Origin of the sequence: Amycolatopsis sp. lyj-108, assembly GCF_046549005.1 — a bacterium.
Lineage (GTDB): Bacteria > Actinomycetota > Actinomycetes > Mycobacteriales > Pseudonocardiaceae > Amycolatopsis.
The window spans coordinates 181,095-202,038 of record NZ_JAJPWQ010000002.1; the positions used below are offsets into that span (position 1 = coordinate 181,095).

The 20,944-nt window shown below is 71.7% G+C and carries 6 protein-coding genes; 2 read left to right on the forward strand and 4 right to left on the reverse strand.

The features are described 5' to 3' along the window. Positions 1-12: 12 nt before the first annotated feature. From ACLJO0_RS07165 to ACLJO0_RS07175, 3 genes are all read right to left on the reverse strand, one after another. Complete coding sequence (locus ACLJO0_RS07165; RefSeq protein ID WP_410577112.1) at positions 13-1,107, reverse strand: Gfo/Idh/MocA family protein; 1,095 nt, start codon at positions 1,105-1,107, stop codon at positions 13-15. Then, positions 1,104-2,264, reverse strand: coding sequence for a DegT/DnrJ/EryC1/StrS family aminotransferase (locus tag ACLJO0_RS07170; protein WP_410577113.1), 1,161 nt, complete (start codon positions 2,262-2,264; stop codon positions 1,104-1,106). The genes ACLJO0_RS07165 and ACLJO0_RS07170 overlap by 4 nt, the downstream gene beginning before the upstream one ends. 162 nt (positions 2,265-2,426) lie before the next feature. After that, positions 2,427-3,050, reverse strand: a complete 624-nt coding sequence (locus ACLJO0_RS07175; protein ID WP_410577114.1) for a class I SAM-dependent methyltransferase — start codon at positions 3,048-3,050, stop codon at positions 2,427-2,429. A 230-nt stretch (positions 3,051-3,280) separates the two neighbouring features. On the opposite strand from ACLJO0_RS07175, the gene ACLJO0_RS07180 reads away from it, so the two are divergent. Continuing rightward, a complete protein-coding gene (locus ACLJO0_RS07180; RefSeq protein ID WP_410577115.1) occupies positions 3,281-4,486 on the forward strand; it encodes a cytochrome P450 in 1,206 nt (401 codons plus the stop codon). 50 nt (positions 4,487-4,536) lie between these two features. After that, a complete protein-coding gene (locus tag ACLJO0_RS07185) occupies positions 4,537-4,704 on the forward strand; it encodes an MbtH family protein (RefSeq protein ID WP_125790376.1) in 168 nt (55 codons plus the stop codon). Positions 4,705-5,023: 319 nt separating this feature from the next. On the opposite strand, the gene ACLJO0_RS07190 is transcribed toward ACLJO0_RS07185, so the two are convergent. Continuing rightward, complete coding sequence (locus ACLJO0_RS07190; protein WP_410577116.1) at positions 5,024-20,899, reverse strand: type I polyketide synthase; 15,876 nt, start codon at positions 20,897-20,899, stop codon at positions 5,024-5,026. Positions 20,900-20,944 lie beyond the last annotated feature (45 nt).

A 20,944-nucleotide genomic window follows, 5' to 3' on the forward strand; every position in this document is an offset into this window, starting at 1 on the left:
TTACGTTCTCCATCAGGTCGCCGCCGCGGTCGTGACCGGTCCGGCGGGCAGGAGCGGGGTCGCCGAGGCCGCGTACAGTGCCTCGATCGTGCCGACGATCCGCCGTACGCCCGCGACCGCGGATCCGCGCGCCGATGGATCGGCGAGGCGGTCCCTGAGGTCGTCGAGCTGACGGGTGTACTCGGTGCCGATCGGCTCGGCCGGGATCGCGACTTCGCTCGTCCGGCCTCGCCGTACGACGCTGAGCCGCGGCCGGGGCTCCCGATTCGGGCTGAAGCCGAAGGTGGTCCGGAGGGTCGCGGAGCCGTCGCTCCCGTCGACCCGGATCTCGGTGACGTCATGGCTCGCCGAGTGCGTCGCCCAGCTGGCGCGAAGGCCCACGGACAGACCGGATCCGGTGACCAGGAACCCGCGCACGGTGTCCTCGACGTCCGCGTCGAGTTCCGGCACCGGCTGATCGTGCCGCCAGGCCGCTGTCCAGCGCGGGTCGTTGACGTGGTCGTGCGAAGTGGACGCGACGACCTGGTCGAAGGCCACCGGCCCGGCGATGGTCTCCAAGACGTCGAGCAGGTGCCAGCCGAGGTCGAACAACACACCGCCGCCCGCTTCCGTCCGGCTGGTGAACCAGCCCTGTGACCGGGGCACACCACGAGCCCTTTCCCACACCAGGTCGATATGGCGCAGGTGGCCGAGCTCGCCTGCCAGAGCGGTCAGCTCCCGCACGTCGGCGCGGTACCGGCAGGCACTTCCCGCCAGCAACCGGCCGCCACCCGCCCGCTCGGCTTCGGCCAGTGTGTCCGCCTCCGTACTCGTGAGGCAGACCGGCTTCTCCACGAAGGTGGCGAGACCGCGGTCGAGAAGCCGTCGCGCGATGGCCGCGTGCAGGTGGTTGGGCGAGGCGACCAACGCGAGGTCGGCGTCTTCGGCTTGCAGCGCGTCGACTCCACCGAAGGACGGACGGTCGGTCGCCGCGGTGAACGCCTCCCGCTTGACCGGATCGGGGTCGACCGCGGCCACCACTTCGTAGTCGCTGCTCGCCATCAGACGAGGAAGCCAGATCTCCCGGCCGGACCACCCGAACCCGACCAGTACGGTGCGGATCCTCATCCGGCGGCCACCAGGCCTGCCACGATTTCGGCGGTGTCGCTGAGCGCCTGCTCCGACGCGAGGAGGGTGCGGTGGTGCAGCCAAACGCAGTCCTGGCTGATCGCGTCGGCGTTGGGGCACCGCTTGGCGAGGGCGTCGACGGACTCCTCGGGGGCACCGATCTCCCAGAACGCCGCGGTGCGGTAGATGGCGCGGAAGCCCGCGAAGGCAGGGATTCCCGTGTCGACCAGACGGTCGACCAGCAGATTGCGCCGCTCCTCCGACCAGCCGGGAAGCCGGAACATCGCCATGTAGTGCGGATTCCGGTCGGCTCGCGAGTCACCACCCTGCGGCCGGACACCGGGGATCCGGGCCAGGAGCGCCGACAGGAACCGCCACCGCTGTTCCCGCAGATCGATCTGACCGTCGAGCCTGCCCAGCTGGGCACGCAGGACGGCGGCCGAGAACTCGTTCATCCGCATGTTCGTGCCCGCCACCTGGTGGTGGTAGCCGCGGTCGGTGCGTGGCCTGCCGCAGGAGTGGTGCAGGAACGCCTTCTCGTACTCGTCCGTGTCCGGGAACAGCACCGCGCCGCCTTCGCCCGCGGTCATCAGCTTGCCGTTCTGGAAGCTGAAGGACGCGACCGAGTTCAGCTCGCCGACACCCTTGCCCTGCCATCGGGCACCGTGTGCGTGGGCCGCGTCCTGCAGGATCCGGACGCCGGCGTCCGAGGCGAGCTTGTCCAGTGCGTCCATGTCGGCCATGAGACCCGCCATGTGCACCGGCATGATCACCTTGGTCCGCGGCGTGATCGCGTCGGCGGCGGCGGTCACGTCGATGTTGTAGGTGTCCGGGTCGACGTCCACCGGCACGGCGACCGCCCCGATCCGCTGAGCGGCCTGTGACGAGGAGATGAAGGTGAACGCGGGCACGATCACCTCGGTACCCGGCCCCGCCCCCATCACCTGCAGGGCGAGTTCCAGCGCGTGCGTGCCGTTGGTGACGGCGAGGGCGTGACCGGCACCGTGGTATCCGGCGAACTCCCGCTCGAAGCTCTCCACCTCGCTGCCGCCCATGCGCCACCACTGGCCCTGGGACAGCGCACGATCGAGAGCGCGGCGTTCGGTGTCATCGAATTGCGGCCAATCCGGAAAGGTCGGCCCGGGTTGCGGACTCATTTCTGCCTTGCTCCTTTTGTCGATTGGCCTCACGATACGAATTCCGGCTCCGTTGTCACTATCCCTCAAGCTGACAGCGATTCCTGGAATTCGCTGTCGCCCCATTTCGGGAACTCGAAGTCAAGGGGACGGCTTTCGGAGAGTATTCGCCTCGGAAAGTGTTCAGGTGCGGGTGATCGTGGCCAGCCAGGCAGGCGCCCCGGCCGCGTCCCTGGTGTTCTCCAAAGTCGTGGATTCGATCGAGTCGACCCGCCAGCCGTCGGCGAAGGTGGCCCGGATGTCGTCCTGGTTCACCCGCAGAGCGCGGATCCCGCCCTGCGCCTCCCGTCGCGGTCCGCTGCCGGCTTGGTGGCGGTCGCTGAGGCAGAGCAGGAACAAACGTGCGCCCGGCGGCATGACGGTGGCCAGGCCGGTGGCGTACTGGATCCGCTCCGGACCGCTGAACGCGTGGAAGAGCGCGCTGTCGAGCACGGTGTCGAACTGCTCGTCGAGGTCGCCGATCTCGAGCGCGTTCCCGACCTGGAAGCGCACTTCCAGGCCGCGTTCGCGTGCTTTGCGTCGCGCGGTCTCGATCGCTGTCGGCGCCGAGTCGATGCCGACCGCCGGGAGACCGAGCGCCGCTGCCATGAGCGCGACCTCGCCGGTGCCGCAGCCGATGTCCAGTGCCCGGCCGCGGAAGGCACCTGCCTCGGCGAGCTCGCGCATGGCCAGCTGCGGACGCCCGATGTCCCAGAGCGGTACCCCGGTGTAGTGCGTGTCGTAGCTCTCTACCTGGCTGCCACCCATATCCGCCTGGCTCCTTTTGTCGATTGGCCTCACCGTACGAAGTCCGGCGACGGCGCCACTATCCCTCAAGCTGACAGCGATTCCGGGAATTCGCCGCCGTTCCCCGCACTTCCGTCGCGCATTCCCGCGCGGTGACAACTAGCAATGTGAGGGATGTCCGTCCGGTTCGGCTCGGAACTACCGTGACTGACGGGTAGCGCGGAATCGGGCCGTACGAGAGAAGTGAGTTCATGAGCGTAAAACAGTCCGAACGGACACTGGCCAACTTTCTCGCCTATCTCGACGAGCTGCGCGGGCGTGGAGACGTGCATTTCGACGAGAAGATCCAGGCGTGGCACGTGCTCGGGTACCACGACACCTATCAGGTGCTCACCGACCCGGTGACGTTCTCCTCCGATGTCGCTCCGCTGGCGCCCAAACAGGAGGACTTCGACCTGTTCAAGAAGGGCAATTTCGTCCGGGCGGACGATCCGGCGCACCGGCGGCTGCGCGGCATGGTCAGCCAGGCGTTCACCCCGAAGATGATCGCCGATCTGGAGCCGCGGATCGCCGAGGTGACCACGCAGTTGCTCGACGACGCGGACGCCCGTGGCGACCAGTGGGACCTCATCGAAGAGCTGGGCTACCCGTTGCCGTTCATCGTCATCGCCGAGATGCTCGGCATCCCGGTCACCGACCGGGCATTCGTCCGACGGCTGTCCGACACCTTCTTCGAGGTGCACAACGTCGATCCGGAGGCGTCGCTGGACGAACTGGGGGAAAGCGCGGTCAACAACGTCGCGCCGCTGCTGCGTGAGCTGAACCTGCACCTGCTGGAGTTCGTCCGAGACCGTCGTAAGAACCCGGGCGACGACCTGACCAGCAAGCTTCTGGCCGTCGAAGTCGACGGTGCGCGGCTGGACGACGAGGAGACCGTCGGTTTCCTCGGCCTGCTGCTGCTGGCAGGCCACGTCACCGCGACCTCCACCATCGGCAACACGATTCTCGCGCTGCACGAGAACCCCGAGGCGTGGGACCAGTTGCGGGCCGACCCGACGCTGATCCCGGCCGCGATCGAGGAGTCGATGCGCTACCGGCCGCCGTTCCCCCGTCTCGGGCGGCAGGTCACGAAGGACACCGAGATCGGCGGTCAGAAGATCCCGGCCGACGCGTTCGTGCTGGTGTGGCTGACCACCGCGAACCGCGACGACCGCGTCTTCGCCGACCCGGACAAGTTCGACATCAACCGGGACCCCAATCCCCACCTGACGTTCGGCAAGGGCATCCACTTCTGCCTCGGCGCGCCGCTGGCGCGGCTCGAGGTGAAGATCGCCATGCGCATCCTGATGGAGCGGTACAAGGACATCCGCGTACGCGACGACGTCCCGGTCAACCTGCGCAACCCGTGGGCGATGATCGGCGTCAACCGGCTGCCCATCGAGGTCCGCCGGTTCTGACGCCCCGGAGCACGGTGCGGGCACGCCACTTTTCATCGAAGGAGATCCTCATGGCCAACCCGTTCGAGGTGGAGTCCGGCGACTATTTCGTGCTCCGTAACGACGAGGGCCAGTCCTCGCTCTGGCCCGGCTTCGCCGAGGTGCCCAAGGGCTGGCGCGTGGTCGCCGGCCCCGACACACGGCAGGCGTGCCTCGCCTCCATCGAGCAGACCCCGTGACCGGTTTCTGACCGGGAGCGTGTGAAGGCCGCGTCTTGAGTGTCCACAAGGGACACTTTCGAGCGGTTCTCCTGGTAGTGAGGGCCTCCTTTCCTACTCTGACGGTAGTGAAGGAGGCTTTCGCTACTTTCAGATGTGATCCTTGGTGACACTGGGGCGGCTGTGACCTCGGCGGCCGGTCGTGAAGTACATGAAGGCCCCCTTCCTTGCGCTAGGCGCAAGGAAGGGGGCCTTCATGTACTTCGGCAAGGCGTGACGCCCGCGCCCAGGCGAGCACCGGTGCCGGCGACGTGTCCGGCACCGGGCTCCGCTCCGGCGATCAACCGCCGGAGCCGAGTGCCCGCTCGATCAAGCTGTCGACGTCCATGGCCTCGATCAGCTCGTCGTCGGCCGCCTGCACCGATTCGACGTCCTCGGCCCCGTTCGTCGCGGTGTCGGCAAGGCCGAGCAACGCATCGAGGACGCCGGCCTCCTTGAACCGCTCGAACGGCACGGAGGCAAGGATCCGCCGTACGTCCTCCTCCCGGGAATCCACTTCGTCCTCGGCCCCGAGCAGTTCCGAGCGCAGGTATTCGACCACCGCCCGTGGCGTCGGGCAGTCGAAGATCAGGGTGGCGGGCAGCCTCAGCCCGGTGGCGGCGATCAGGCTGTTGCGGAAGTTGACGGCCGCCAGCGAGTCGAAACCCGCTTCCTGGAACGCCTGTGCCGGACCGACCCCGTCGGCACCACTGTGCCCGAGGACCGTGGACGCCTGGCTCCGCACCAACTGGAGCAGCATCCGATCCTGTTCGGCCTCCCCCGCCGCGCGCAGCGAAGTCACCAGCGACGACGCGCTTTCCGTTGAGTCGTCGGAGGGCTGTGCCGCCTCGATCGCCGCCGCGGCCTCCGGCAGGTCGTCGAAGAGCGGGCTGGTGCGGGCCGACGTGAACGGCACGATGAAGGCGCGCCAGTCCATGTCGGCGACGACCACCGATTCCGTCGCCGCCTGGATCGCCCGGTCCAGTGCGGCCATCGCCGTGTCGGGTGTCATCGGGATGACGCCGCGCCGCCGGAGCTGGGCCAGTGTCTCCTCGTCCATCCCTCCGCCTGCCGCGGTCAGCGCACCCCAGGCGATCGCCTGCGCCGGAACGCCGTCCGCCCGGAGACGCCGTACCAGCGCGTCGAGGACCGCGTTCGCGGCGCCTGCGGCCGCTTGACCGCCACCGCCCCAGATGCCGGCGATCGAGGAGAACACGACGAACGCGTCGAGCGGGAATTCCGCCGTCAGTTCGCTCAGCCGGACCGCGGTGTCGACCTTGGCCAGGAACACCTCGGCGACCTCGACGTCGGTGGTCTCGTCGATCGGGCTGGTCAAGGACATGTCGGCGGCGTGGACGACCGCGGTCAACGGCGGGCCCGGCGCGTGGACGAGCTCGGCGAGCGCGTCCCGGTCGGTGTCCGCGCACGACTCGACGACGGTACCGGTGTCCAGCTTCGCCAGCTCGTCGCGCAGTGATCCGACGCTTTCGCCGGGTTCGTTCGCGCTGGTCGTGACCACCAAGCGCGCGGCGCCTGCCTGCGCCAGCCACAACGAGACGTACCGTCCGAGGCCCTCCGCGCCGCCGGTGACCAGGATCGTCCCCCGAGGCCGCCAGCGCCGTTCGCTCCCGGTTTCGGCCGGACCGGTGGCCCGCCGCAGGCGCCGGACGTGGACGCCGGACCGTCGAATCGCCACCTGGTCCTCACCGGACGCCCCGGTCAACACGCCGAGCAGATGCCGGACCGCTCGGCCGTCCGGTTCGGCGGGAAGATCGATCAAGCCGCCCCAGCGGTCCAGGCGTTCGAGTGCGGCCGCCCGGCCGAGGCCCCAAACCGCCGCCTGGGCCACCTGCGCGGCCCCGGCGCCCGCGTCGCGGACGTCGACGCTGACCGCACCCTGGGTCAGGCACCACAGCGGTGCCGTGGCACCGGCCGCGGCGAGCGCCTGGATCAGGGTCAGGGTGGAGGTGGTGAGTGCCATCGGGTCCGGCCGGTCGCTCTCGGCCGGATCCGGGAGGGCGAGCAGGGACAGGATCCCGGCTACCTCGTTGCCGGCAAGGACTTCACCGAGCCGCCGGGTGAGTTCGGCACCGGGCAGGCCGGTTTCCACCGCGCAGGGCAGCACGTCGAGGCCGTTGGCCCGCAGCTGGTCGAGCAGCGAAGCGTCCCCGGCCGCGGGGGTGAGGACGAGCCAGCGACCGGCGGGAACACCGAGGGCCTCGCGCTGGGGTGGGACCCAGCCGATCGTGTACCGGAGGCTTTCCGAGACAGACCAGGTTTCGCGGGCCCTTCGCCAGCCGGCGATGGCGGGCAGCACCGCGTCCAAGGCCGCACTCTGGTCGGCGGACAGCTCGAGCATGGCGGCCAGCGCCGCGGGATCGGTGTCCTCGACCGCGGTCCAGAAGCCGGCATCCACCGCCGGGCCCGCCGGTCCGTCGTTCTCCGGAGCGGCGTCGGTCAGCCAGAAGTGCTTGCGGTCGAAGGCGTAGGTGGGTAGCTCGGCCGGGTGCGGGAGCCGTCGCGCCGGCAGTGCCGAGCTCCAGTCGAGCGGCACCCCGCCGACGAAGAGCCGCGCGGCCGAGGCGAGGAAAGAGGCCGGACCGTCGGCGTCCCGGCGCAGCGTGCCGGAGACGATCGGCCGTCCGGCGCCGCGGGATCGGTCGTCCTTGCCCGGATCGTCGATGACGTCGGTCATCGGTTGCGCCAGTACCGGATGCGCGCTGACTTCCAGGAACACTCCGAAGCCCTGTGCCAGCAGACCGGCGACGGCCGGGCCGAAACCGACCGGGCGCCGCAGGTTCTGATACCAGTAGTCCGCGCCGAGCGAATCGCCGTCGTCGACCCAGCCACCGGTCACCGTCGAGTAGAACGGAAGGTGCGGAGGCCGGGTGCCGATCCCGCTCAGCGCCGTCGCCAGAACGTCCTCGACGCCCTCGACGTGCCGGGTGTGCGAGGCGTAGTCCACCGGCACCGTGCGGGTCCGCACGCCTTCGCGCGTCAAGACCTCCAAAGCCTCGGCCAGCGCCTCCTCGTCACCGGCGATGACGACCGAGGACGGGCTGTTCACCACGGCCACCTCGAGCCGCCCGGACCAGGCGGCCAGCCGTTCGTTCGCCTCGTCCGCGCCGAGCAGCACCGACGCCATGCCGCCCCGGCCGGACAGGGTGGTCGCGATCGCCTGGCTGCGCACCGCGACGACGCGGGCCGCGTCGGCCAGCGACAGAGCGCCTGCGACGCACGCCGCCGCGATCTCCCCCTGGGAATGGCCGACCACCGCGTCGGGCCGTACGCCCATCGATTCCCAGAGTGCGGCCAGGCCGACCATCATCGCGAAACTCGCCGGCTGGACGACGTCCACGCGATCGAGGGTCTTTTCGTCCACCTCGCCGCGCAGGACAGCGGTCAGCGACCAGTCCACCCAGGGTTCCAAAGCCCGCGCGCACTCGTCGATCCGCGCACGGAAGACCGCGGAACCGTCCAGCAGCGTCCGGCCCATCCCCGCCCATTGCGAACCCTGGCCGGGAAAGACGAGGACCAGCCTGCCGGGTGCGCCGGAGCCTGCCACGCTGCCCGTGGTCAGGTTGGGTGCCGCCTCGCCGCGGGCGAGCGCGGCGAGACCGGTCAGCGCCTCGTCGTGTGAGCTCGCCAGCACGACCGCTCGCTCCGGCAGCGTCGCCCGGCCGCGCACCAAGGCGTCGGCCATCGACGGCAGCACCGGTCCGCCGGTCTCGGCGGGATCGTCCAGAGCCGTCCGCAGCCGGGTGGCCTGCGCGCCGAGTGACCGGACGCTCTTGGCGGACACCACCAGCGGCACGACGTCCGTCACGAGTCCCTGCACCCGGTCCGGATCCTCGGGCGGTGCGGTCGTGGCCTCCTCGGCCGGTGCCTGCTCGAGGATCACGTGCGCGTTGGTCCCGCTGGCGCCGAACGCGGAGACGCCGGCCCGCCGGGGCCTGCCGGTCCGCGGCCACTCCCGCTGTTCGGTCAGCAACGCGAGGGTGCCGGACGACCAGTCCACCTGTTCGGTCGGTTCCTCGACGTTGATGGTCGGCGGCAGCACACCGTGCCGCAGCGCTTCGACCATCTTGATCACGCCTGCCACGCCGGCGGCCGCCTGCGTGTGCCCGATGTTCGATTTCAAGGACCCGAGCCACAGCGGCCGCCGCGCGTCCCTGGCTTCCCCGTACGTGGCGAGCAAGGCCCCCGCCTCGATCGGGTCGCCCAATACCGTGCCGGTCCCGTGGGCCTCCACCGCGTCGATGTCGGCGGGATCCAGTCCCGCAGACGCGAGCGCCCGCCGGATGACCCGTTGCTGCGCCTTCCCGTTCGGCGCGGTCAGTCCGTTCGACACACCGTCGGAGTTGATCGCCGATCCGCGAATCGTGGCCAGCACCCGGTGGCCACGCTGCCGGGCGACCGAGAGCCGCTCCAGGAGCACGACGCCGACGCCCTCCGACCAGCCGGTGCCGTCCGCGGTGGACGAGAACGACTTGCACCGGCCGTCGGCGGAGAGACCGCGCTGGCTGGAGAACTCGACGAACGCCTCCGGGCTGGCCATCACCGTGGCCCCGCCTGCCAGCGCCATCGTGCACTCGCCGCGCCGGAGGGCCTGCGCGGCCTGGTGCATCGCGACCAGCGAGGACGAGCACGCGGTGTCCAGGGTCACCGCCGGCCCCTCGAAGCCGAAGACGTACGAGATGCGGCCCGAGGCGACGCTCGGCGACGTGCCGGTCATGACGTATCCCCGGACCTCCTCGGGAATCCGGTTCAGCCGGGTCGCGTAGTCGTGGTGCACGATCCCGGTGAAGACGCCGACCTCTTCGCCACGGGCGGACAGCGGGTCGATGCCCGCCCGTTCCAAGGCCTCCCAGGACGCTTCCAGCAGCAGCCGTTGCTGCGGGTCCATCGCCAGCGCTTCACGCGGGGAGATCCCGAACAGCCCGGGGTCGAACTGGGCGGCGTCGCCGAGGAAGCCACCCGACCGGGTGTAGGTGGTCCCGACGTGCGCGGGATCCGGATGGTAGAGCCCGTCGGTGTCCCAACCGCGGTCGACGGGGAAGCCGGAGATCGCGTCGCGTCGCTCGATGACCAGCCGCCACAGGTCGTCCGGAGTCTCCACACCGCCTGGCAGCCGCACGCCCATGCCGATGATCGCGATGGGCTCGTCGGAGGCGGTCACCGGCGCCGGAGCGCGATCGGGCACCTCGGCGACCTCATCCGCCGCCTCACCGCCGAGACGCGCCGCGAGGGCCTTCGGGGTCGGGAAGTCGAAGACCGCCGTCACGGGCAGGTCGACGCCTGTGAGATCCCGCAGCCGGTTACGCAGCCGCACGCCGCCCAGTGAATCGAAACCCAGGCTCTTGAACGACTGGTCGTCGTCCATCGTGTCGAGATCGGCCTGCTGGTAGCCCAGCACGACCGCCACCGACTCCCGGATCACCTCGAGCGCGATCCGCTCGCGTTCGTCCTGGTCACGGGTCGCCAACCGGTCGGCGACGCTGCCTTGCGCGTCCTCCTGCCCGGCCGGGGCCGCGGGGACCGCGTCGCCGAGTGGCGCTTCGTCGAGCCAGTACCGCCGGCGCTGGAACGCGTAGGTCGGCAGCTCGGTGGCCAGGACCGCGGCGGAGCCTGCCGGACGGCCGACGATCTCGGGCCAGTCGAGGGCCACCCCGCGGACGTGCAGTTCGCCGAGGGCCGCGACCGTGTCGGCGACCTCCGCGCCGTCCGCGCGCAGGGTCGCGACGCAGGACACCGCCGAAGTGTCGACGCTCTCGGACGCCATCGTGGTGAGCACGCCCCCGGGTCCGAGCTCCAGGAACGTCGTCACGCCCTGACCTCGCAGCGAGGTGACCGCGTCCCCGAACCGGACCGTGGCCCGGACCTGCTCGACCCAGTAGTCGGGTGTGGCGAAGCGCTGTCCGGCGTCCAGCCTGCCGGTGACCGTGGAAACGACGGGCAGCCGGCCCTCCCGGTAGGTCAGCGCTTCGGCGACCTTCCGGAACTCGGCGAGCATGGGCCGCATCAACCGCGAATGGAAGGCATGACTCACCGGCAGCCGCCGGGTCTTGTGGCCGAACTTGGCGAGATCGCTCGCCACCCACAGCACGGCCACCTCGTCACCGGACAACACCAGTGATCGGGCGCTGTTGACCGCCGCGATGTCGATGACGCCGGGCGCCTCCAGCAGTTCCGGGGTCACCTCGGCCTCGGTCGCCTGGACGGCGACCATCGCTCCGCCCGGTGGCAGCGCCTGCATCAACCGGGCCCGCGCGGCGACCAGCCGTCCCGCGTCCGCCAGCTCGAGCACCCCGCTGACATGCGCGGCGGTGATCTCTCCGATGGAATGGCCCGCCACCAGGTCCGGGCGCACTCCCCACGATTCGTAGAGCCGGTACAGCGCGGTTTCGAGTGCGAACAGGCCGGCCTGGGTGTAGATCGTCTGATCGATCAGCCGACCGGCGTCAGCGTCGAGGGCGTCGAAGACGACGTCGGACAGCGGCGCCGTGGTGTGTCCGGTCCAATGCTTCTCGACGGCAAGGCAGGCGTCGGTGAACGCCTCGGCGAAGACCGGGAAGCAGGCCGCGAGATCCCGGCCCATGCCGGGCCACTGACTGCCCTGCCCGGTGAACAGGACGGCCAGCTTGCCATCGGCCGGGGCGCCGCCGATGGCCGGAGCGGAACCTTCGGCCAGCCCGCGCAGCCCGGCGGCCAGCTCGTCCCGGTCCCGGACCACCAGGACGGCCCGGCGGTCGAGCTGCGCCCGGCCGGTGGCCAGCGCGAGCGCGAGGTCGGCGGGCTCCAGCTCCGGCCGCGCCGCCATGAAGTCCGCCAGGCCGCCGGCCTGTGCCCGCAACGCGGCGGGGGTGCGGCCGGAGACCGGAACCGGCACGCGGAGGTCTGCCGAAGGCCGATCGTGGGCGACGTCCTCGGTCACTTCACCGGCGATTTCGTCGCCTGCCTCCTCCAGGATGACGTGCGCGTTGGTCCCGCCGATGCCGAACGACGACACGCCTGCCCGGCGCGGCCGTCCGGCACGAGGCCAGTCGCGGCGTTCGGTGAGCAGCCGCACCTCGCCCGCCGACCAGTCGACGTGGGTCGACGGCCGGTCGACGTGCAGCGTCTTCGGCAGGACGCCGTGCCGCATCGCCAGCACCATCTTGATCACGCCCGCGACGCCGGCCGCGGCCTGGGTGTGGCCGATGTTCGACTTCACCGACCCCAGCCAGAGCGGACGGTCGGCAGGCCGGTCCCGGCCGTAGGTTTCCAGCAGCGCCTGCGCCTCGATCGGGTCGCCGAGCGTGGTCCCGGTGCCGTGCCCCTCGACGGAGTCGACCTCGTCGCCCCGCAGTCCGGCCGCGGCGAGCGCCTTGCGGATCACGCGCTGTTGCGACGGGCCGTTCGGCGCGGTGAGGCCGTTGGAGGCGCCGTCGGAGTTCACCGCCGTCCCGCGGACCAGCGCCAGCACCCGATGGCCCCGCGCGCGGGCCTGGGACAGCGGCTCGACGAGAACGAAGCCGACTCCCTCCGACCACCCGGTACCGTCGGCCGCGTCGGCGAACGCCTTGCAGCGGCCGTCGGGCGCGAGCCCACGCTGCCGCGAGAACTCGACGAAGGTCTCCACGGTGCCCATCACCATCACGCCGCCGGCCAGTGCCATCGAGCACTCGCCGTTCCGGATGGCCTGCACGGCAAGGTGCAGGGTCACCAGCGACGACGAGCAAGCGGTGTCCACGGTCATCGCCGGGCCTTCCAGGCCGAGGTGGTAGGCCACCCGCCCGGAGAGGACACTGCCCGAGCCGCCGGTCAGCCGGAAACCCTCGACGCCGGCCGCGTGGTGCGTGCGCACGGTCCAGTCGTGACTGTTCACTCCGACGAAGACGCCCACATCCTGGGCGTACAGGCTGTGCGGGTCGATACCCGCGCGTTCGAGCAGCTCCCACGAGGTCTCCATGACCAGTCGCTGCTGGGGGTCCATCGCCAGCGCCTCTTGCGGCGAGATGCCGAAGAAGCCGGCGTCGAACGCGCCCGGGTCCTCGAGGAAGGCGCCGTGGCGGACGTAGGTGGTGCCGAGGTGGTCCGGGTCGGGATCGAAGAGCCGGTCGGTGTCCCAGCCGCGGTCGGTGGGGAATTCGGTGACGGCGTCGGTCTCCGCGGCGAGGATTCGCCACAGGTCCTCGGGGCTGCGTACGCCGCCGGGGAACCGGCAGGCCATCGCGACGATGGCGATCGGCTCCTCGGTCGTCGCCCTCGGCTCCGCGGTGGCCGGTCCGGTCTGCGCGTTGTCGAGGAGCTTGGCCTGCAGATGGGCCGCCAGCGACCGCGGCCGCGGATAGTCGAAGATCATCGCGGGGGACAGGGCCAGTCCGGTCGCGGTGGCGAGCCGGTTGCGCAGTTCGAGCGCGGTGAGCGAGTCGAAGCCCGAATCCTTGAACGTGCGGTCGAGCCGGATCGCGTCGGTGCTCGGATGGCCGAGGACGAGGGCGCTCTGACGGCGGATCAGGTCGACCAGTGCGTCGAGCTGCTCGGCGGCGGGCAGCTCGCCGATCCGGCCGGACGGGGAGGCCTGCGCCGCCGGAGCGGGCCGCACGGTCGCACCGCCCCGGTCGACCGGCCGCCCCGCCGGTACCAGGCCGCGCAGCACGGACGGCATCCGCGGGTCATCGGCCGCCTGGAGCGCGGCCAGGTCGAAACCGGCCGCGACCACGGCCGCGTCGTCGTCGCCCGCCAGCAGGCACTGGTCGAGCAACGCCATCCCGTCGCGGTCGGACAGGCCGATCATGCCGATGTCCCGGTTCCGCCGGTGGTCGGCGTCGCCGAGGTGGCCGGTCAAGCCACTGGCCCGGTCCCAGTAACCCCAGGCGATCGAGACCGCGGGCAGGCCGGCGTTCCGCCGTCCCCGCGCCACGGCGTCCAGTGCCGCGTTGGCGGCGGCGTAGTTCCCCTGCCCCGGGTTGCCGAGCACACCCGCGGCCGAGGAATAGAGCACGAAGGCGGCGAGATCGAGGTCGCGGGTGAGGTCGTCCAGGTGACGGGCCGCGTCCACCTTCGCCCCGAACACGGTGTCGACGCGGTGCGGGTCGAGCTCGGTGATCACCGCGTCGTCCAGCACCCCGGCGGTGTGCACGACCGCGGTCAGCGGATGCTCCTCGCCGACCGTGGCCAGCAACGCCGCCACCTGCTCGCGATCCGCCACATCGGCGGCCACCAGCCGAACGGTCGCGCCGAGCCCGGCCAGTTCGTCGTGCAGCGCCGCGGCGCCGTCGGCGGCGGGGCCGCGGCGGCCGGCCAGAACCAGATGGCGGACACCGTGCTCGGCGACGAGGTGCCGCGCGGTCACCGCCGCGAGAGTTCCGGTACCACCGGTGATCAGTACGGTGCCGTCGGGATCAAGCGGCCGGGACGCGGATGAGGACTCGGCCGCCCGCTGCCGCGCCAGCCGGGGCACTCGGATCCGGCCGTCCCGAAGCCTCAGCTGCGGTTCACCGCTGCGCACGGCCGCGATGACCGAGGCGGTCGCCCGGTCCGCGTGGTCGGCGGCCACCAGCACGAGCTTGCCGGGGTGCTCGGACTGGGCGGACCGGACCAGTCCCCGGACGGCGCTGGTGGCGATCCCGTCCTGGTCGGGAGTGACGATCACCAGCCGGGCGTCGTCCTCGTCCGGCCGGGTGAGGAACGCCTGGATCAGTTCGAGCACCTCGACGACCGCGGCGCGCGGATCGTCCTCCGAGACGTCGGCCTCGTGGATCAGCAGCGTCGCGTCGGCGAGGACGGGCGCCGAGGTGGCCTGTGGCGTCGGGTGGTCGACCCAGTCCAGGCGGAACAGGGCCGCGGTGGACGCGGACCGTCCGGCGACCAGTTCCGCCACCGCCAGCACCGGCTGCCCGGCCGGATCGGTCAGTTCGACGCGGAAGGCCGTCCCGTCCTCGACGGGCGTGGACCGGACGCCGACGGTGTCGGCCCCGGAGGCCAGCAGCCGGACGCCTCGCCAGGTCTTCGGCCGCTGACCGGCCGCGAGCACGGTCCGGACGGCCGCGTCGAGCAGTGCCGGGTGGATTCCGTAGCGGTGCGCGTCCGGCCGCTCGGCGTCGTCGAGAGCGACCTCGACCGCGGGGGTACCGGTGGCCTCGGCGGCGGATCGGGCCGCCGGTGCCACGGTGGCGGTGGCGTGCGGTGTCCACTCTTCGGGGGCGCTCGCTCCGGACGGACCGGAGTGGACCGTCAGCGACCGCCGGTGGGCGGCGTCCGGCCGCCCCACGACGATCCGTACGTTCAGGCCGCCGTGGGGTGGCGGCACGACGGCGCGGTCGACGGTCAATTCCTCGACGACCGGGGCGCCGACCAGGTCGCCCGCCCACAGCGCCAGCTCGACGAGGGCCGCCTCGGGTACCTCGTCGCCCGCCGACCACGGCAGGGTCGAGGCGGACCATCGCCCGGTCGCGATCAGGCCACCGGAATCGGGCAGCCGGACGAGCGCGCCGAGCAGCGGATGCCCGGCGTCGTCCAAACCCATGCCCGGCGCGTCGGCGGTCGACACCGGCCGTCGCCAGAAACGCTGTCGCTCGAACGGATAGGTCGGCAGGTCGATCCAGGTGGCCTGGACGTCTTCGGCGGCGAGTAAGCCGCGCCAGTCCACCGGGAGGCCGCGGACGAACAGCTCTGCCATCGATCGCGCCAAGCGGCCGAGCCCGCCGTCGTCCCGGCGCAACGAACCGGCGACGACCGCTTCCGAACGCGCTTCGTGCACGGCCTCGGTGACCGGCTGAACGAGTACCGGGTGCGGACTGACCTCGATGAAAGCGCCGAAACCCTGCTCCAGCAGGCGATCGATCGTCGGCCCGAAACGGACCTGTTGCCGCAGGTTGCGGTACCAGTAGTCGCCGTCCAGCGCGCCGTCGGCCCGGGCCCCGGTCACGGTCGAGTGGAAGGCCACCGACGGCTCGGCCGGTGACAAATCGGCCAGTGCCACCGCCAGCCGCTCCCGGACGGCCTCGACCTGGTCGCTGTGCGACGCGTAGTCGACCGCCACCCGCCGTACGTCGACACCGGACTCGGCCAGTTCGCGCAGCACCTCGGTCAGCGCCTCCGGGGCACCGGAGAGCACCACCGAGGACGGACCGTTCACCGCGGCGACCTGTACCCGGCCGTCCCCTTTCGCCAGCCGAGCGGTCGCCTCGGCGGCGTCGAGACGTACCGATGCCATGCCTCCCCGGCCGGACAGGGTCTCCGCGATCATCTGGCTCCGGACCACGACGACCCGCATCGCGTCGCGCAGGGAGAGCGCCCCGGCGACGTAGGCCGCGGCGATCTCGCCTTGCGAGTGGCCCACCACCGCGTCGGGCCGGACTCCCACCGACGCCCACAGCGCGGCCAGGCCGGCCATCGTCGCGAAGCTCGCCACCTGGATGACGTCGACGCGTTCCCTCAGTTCCTGGTCGGCCTCGCCTCGCAGCACGTCGATCAGCGACCAGTCCGCCCATTCGGTCAGCAGCCGGGCGCAGTCCTGGACGACCTCCGCGAACGCGGGGGAGGTGTCGAGCAGCTCGCGCCCCATCCCGGTCCACTGCGCGCCCTGGCCGGGAAAGATCAGCACGACGCCGGACGAGGCACCGGAAGTGGCGCTGTCACGCACGACGAGGGGACTGGCCTCGTCACGGGCCAGCGCGCGAAGGCCGGCCAGCGCCTCTTCCCGTGAGGCCGCCAGCACGACCGCGCGTTCGTCCATGGTCGTTCGCCGAGCCGCCAGTGCCACGGCGACGTCGATCCACGACGACTCGCCGTCGGTCTCGATGAGCGAGACCAGCCGGTCCGCCAGCCGGGTGAGCGACGGCGCCGAGCGGGCCGACAAGATCAGCGGCACGATCGACGGCGACGGCACCGTCGCGGCCTGCCGGACGGCAGGCCGCCGGGGTGCTTCCTCCAGGATCACGTGGGCGTTCGTTCCGCTCAGGCCGAAGCTGGAGATTCCCGCCCGGCGCGGACGATCACGGCGCGGCCATGGCCTGCTTTCCGTCAGCAGCGCGACCGCACCGGCCGACCAGTCGACGCGAGAGCTCGGCTCGTCCACGTTGAGTGTCGCCGGGAGCACACCGTGCCGAAGCGCCTCGACCATTTTGATGACGCCGGCGACGCCCGCCGCGGCCTGGGTGTGGCCGACGTTCGATTTGAGCGAACCCAGCCACAGGGGCTGATCGGCGTCCCGGCCCCGGCCGTAGCCCGCCAGCAACGCCTCGGCCTCGATCGGGTCGCCCAGCACGGTCCCGGTCCCGTGCCCCTCCACCGCGTCGACGTCCGCCGGGCCAAGGCCCGCCGACGCCAGTGCCTGCCGGATGACCCGTTGCTGTGCCTCACCACTCGGTGCGGTGAGGCCGTTCGACGCACCGTCGGAGTTCACCGAGGAGCCGCGCAGCACCGCCAGGATCCGGTGCCCGTTGCGGCGGGCGTCGCCGAGGCGTTCCAGCACCAGCATCCCGGCGCCTTCCGCCCACGCGGTGCCGTCGGCGGCCGAGGCATAGGACTTGCACCGGCCGTCAGCGGCCAGTGCGCGCTGCCGGGAGAACTCGACGAAGGACTGCGGGGTGGCCATCACCGTGGCCCCACCGGCCAAGGCCAGCGAACACTCGCCGCGACGCAGCGCGTGGGCGGCCAGATGCAGCGCGACCAGTGAGGACGAGCATGCCGTGTCCACGGTGATCGCCGGTCCCCGCAAGCCGAGCAGATAGGAGATCCGGCCTGACGCGACGCTGCCCGCGGTGCCGGTCGTCTGGAAGGCTTCGAGCTCCTCCGGTACCGGGCCGTCGGCGCCGTAGCCCTGCTCCATCAGGCCGGCGAAGACACCGGCATCGGTGTCCCGCAACGACGACGCGTCGATGCCGGCGTGCTCCAGCGCCTCCCAAGCGGTCTCCAGCAGTACCCGCTGCTGTGGGTCCATGGCGACCGCCTCGCGCGGGGAGATCCCGAAGAAGCCGGCGTCGAACTCGGCCGCGCCCTCGAGGAACCCGCCCCGGTCGACGTACGAGGTCCCTGGCCGGTCGGGGTCGGCGTCGAAGAGCCGCTCCAGATCCCAGCCTCGGTCGGCGGGGAAGGGCCCGGACGCCTCCCTGCCCTCGCTGACCAGACGCCACAGCTCGTCCGGCCCGGTGATCCCGCCCGGCAGCCGGCAGGCCATCCCGACGATCACGATCGGCTCGTCGGTCCCCGGCGAGGTGCCGACGGCGGTCTCGGCCGGGGCCCCGGTGGTGTCGCCGACCAGCTCGGTGTGCAGGAACGCGGCCAGCGCCCGCGGCGTCGGATGGTCGAACACCGCTCCGGTCGGCAGCCTCAGACCGGTCCGGGCCATCAGCCGCGTACGCAGTTCGACGAGCGCGACCGAGCTGAACCCGAGATCCCGGAACGCCCGGTCCACACCGACACCGACGCCGTCGCCGGACCGGTCGAGTGTCGCCGCGGACTCGTCCTGGACCATGGCCTGGAGCAGCGCGCGTTGCGCGTGCCGGTCCAGACGGGCCAATTCTTCCCGGATGGCGGCCGTCGAGTCGCCGACTCCGTCCCGGACGAGCGGCTCCGGGAAGAGATCACGCAGGAGCGCGGGCACGGCGGTCCCCGGCTCCGGCCGGTGCGCACGCAGGGCGAACAGCGGCGCCGGGTCCGTTGTGGCAAGGAGTGTGTCGACCGCGAACAGCCCGTCACGCAACCAGGACGAACCCGGGGGGTCCGTGGCCGGTTCGGTCCAGGTCAGTACCGAGCCCGCGAGGCCGCGACGGCGACGATCGTGGACCACGGCGGCCACCATGGCCGCCGAGACCGCCCGGCCGGGGTCCGCCGCATCGGTGACCTCGTCCGAGTCGACGATCGCGAGGAACGAAGTCCGGGTGGAGTCCGTGGCGGCGCTCAACTTCCTGGCCAGCTCCGGGTCGCCGTCGGCGAGGATCACCGCGGCGGCCGGGCCCGCCGCGATCGACGGCTCCCACTCGGTGGCGCCGGAGAGCAGCAGCAGCCGCTCGTCCGGGACCACAGCGGCCAGCTGCCGTGCCACCGCCGCGCCGCGCACGGTGTCGGCACCCGTCAGCACCACGACGCCGTCGGAGCCCGGCCACGCATCCCGCGGCGAACGGTCCGCCACCGGCTGGCGGGTCAGCCGGGCCACCAGAAGCTCGCCGGAGCGCAGCGCGCAGCGCGGTTCGTCACGCAGGGCCGCGTACGGCACGGCGTCGATCGGCGCTTCGCCGTCCAGGTCGACCAGGATCGCCCGGCTCCCCAGCACTCGGTCGACCGCGGTCGCCAGCATGGCCTGAGCCGGATCGGCGGGCTCGTCCAGCGCCGACACCGCCACCGCCCGCCGGGTCAGCAGGAGCAGCCTTCCCGATCCGGCCCGGGCGGCCCACGTCGTCACCTCTTCGACCAGTCGCCGGGTCGCGGCGCGGTGCTCATCCCAGGTGCCAACGGTGTCGGGCGCGAGCAGCACCGTCACCTCGGCGGCGCCGGCCGTGGCCAGCTCGGCGTGACCGGAGGAGAACGGGCCCCCGGCAGCGGCCGGGCCCACGAACGCCCACGTCGACGGCGCGGGGCCGGCGGTAGCGGTCGACGGCGCGGGCACCCACTCCAGGCGCAGGACTCCGTCGTGCGATCCGCTCGCCGTGTACCGCAGCGAGGCGGGTCGATCGGCCAACCGGCGGCGCTGGATCTTCCCCGAAGCGGTCCGCGGGACGTCGGCCACCTCGTAGACCTCTTCGGGAACCTTGAACGCGGACAGCTCCCGGCGGCACCGTTCGAGCACGGCGCCGATCTCGGCACCCGGCGGATCCGCGACCACGTAGGCGACGGGCACCTCGCCGAGCACCTCGTGCGGCCGTCCGGCCACGCCGACGTCGGCGATCCCCGGAGCGCCGCGAAGAACCGCTTCGATCTCCTCCGGATGGACGTTCTCTCCGCCCCTGACGATCAGGTCGCTGATCCGGCCGCGGATGGTGAAGTACCCGGCGGCGTCCCGGCTGGCGAGGTCACCCGTGCGATACCAGCCGTCTCGGAACGCGGCCGCGGTCACCTCCGGTTTTTTGTGGTAGCCGGACGTCACGTTCGGGCCGCGTACCCACACCTCGCCCTCGACGTCGTCCGGCACGTCGCGGCCGGTCTCCGGGTCGACGATCCGGACAGCCACCCCGGGCACCGGAAGCCCGCACGACCCGTCGACGCGCACTCCTCCCGGCGGGTTCATCGTGATCGCCCCACACGTCTCGGTACTGCCGTACGCGTCGACCAGCGGCACCTCGAAACCCTCGCGGAACGACCGGCACAGTTCGGCACCGGCGACCGCGCCCCCGACCAGCCCGATCCGCAGCGCCGGGAGGGTGATCCCGCGCTGCCGCCGTGCCTCGAGAAGGTAGTGATAGGTGGTCGGCACCCCCGCCACGAAAGTGGCCTCGGTTTCCCAGGCGGCTTCCAGGAACTCGTCCCCGGAAGGGCTGTCCATGATCCGGGCGGTCGCACCGACCACGGTCACCGCCAGCACGCACGCGATATGGGAAAGGCTGTGGAACAAGGGCAGCGGCCACAGCACGCGATCGTCCGCCGACAGCCCGGGGATCGGCACGTAGCTCGCCGCCACCGAGTACAGGCAATTGCGTTGGCTGGACAGCACTCCCTTCGGTTCTCCGGTGGTCCCGGAGGTGTAGAACAGCCAAGCCACTTCGTCCAGGCCGAGATCGTCACGGGCGGGTTCCGCGGGCTCGGTCTTCGCGAGTTCCTGGTAGGCGTGGACGGACGGGTGCGCGGGTATCTCACCGGTCACCAGCAGCCGTGCGCCGGGGGCAAGGGACGGCGAGCGCAGGAAGACCGCCGCGTGCACGGGGTCGGTGATGACGGCGACCGCCTCGCTGTCGTGCAGGAGATAGTCCAGTTCGGGGTCGGTGGACGCGGGGTTGACCGGTACCCCGATCGCGCCCGCACGAAGAACGGCGAGGTAGCTCTCGAGCATCTCCACGCTGTTGCGCAGGCAGATCATCACCCGGTCGCCGCGCCGGACACCGAGGCCCGCCAGATGTCCGGCCAGCCGCCGGGTCCGCGCCTCCAGATCGCCGTAGGTGACCGCCCGCTTGTCGTCCTGGAAGGCGACCTTCTCGCCGAAGCTGTCCGCGTGTCCCCGCAACACCAGGGGGAGGGCTCTGATCAGTTCGGCGCGCACGGAATCACACGTCCTCTCGTAGAGCGGACCCATCGGGCATTGGAT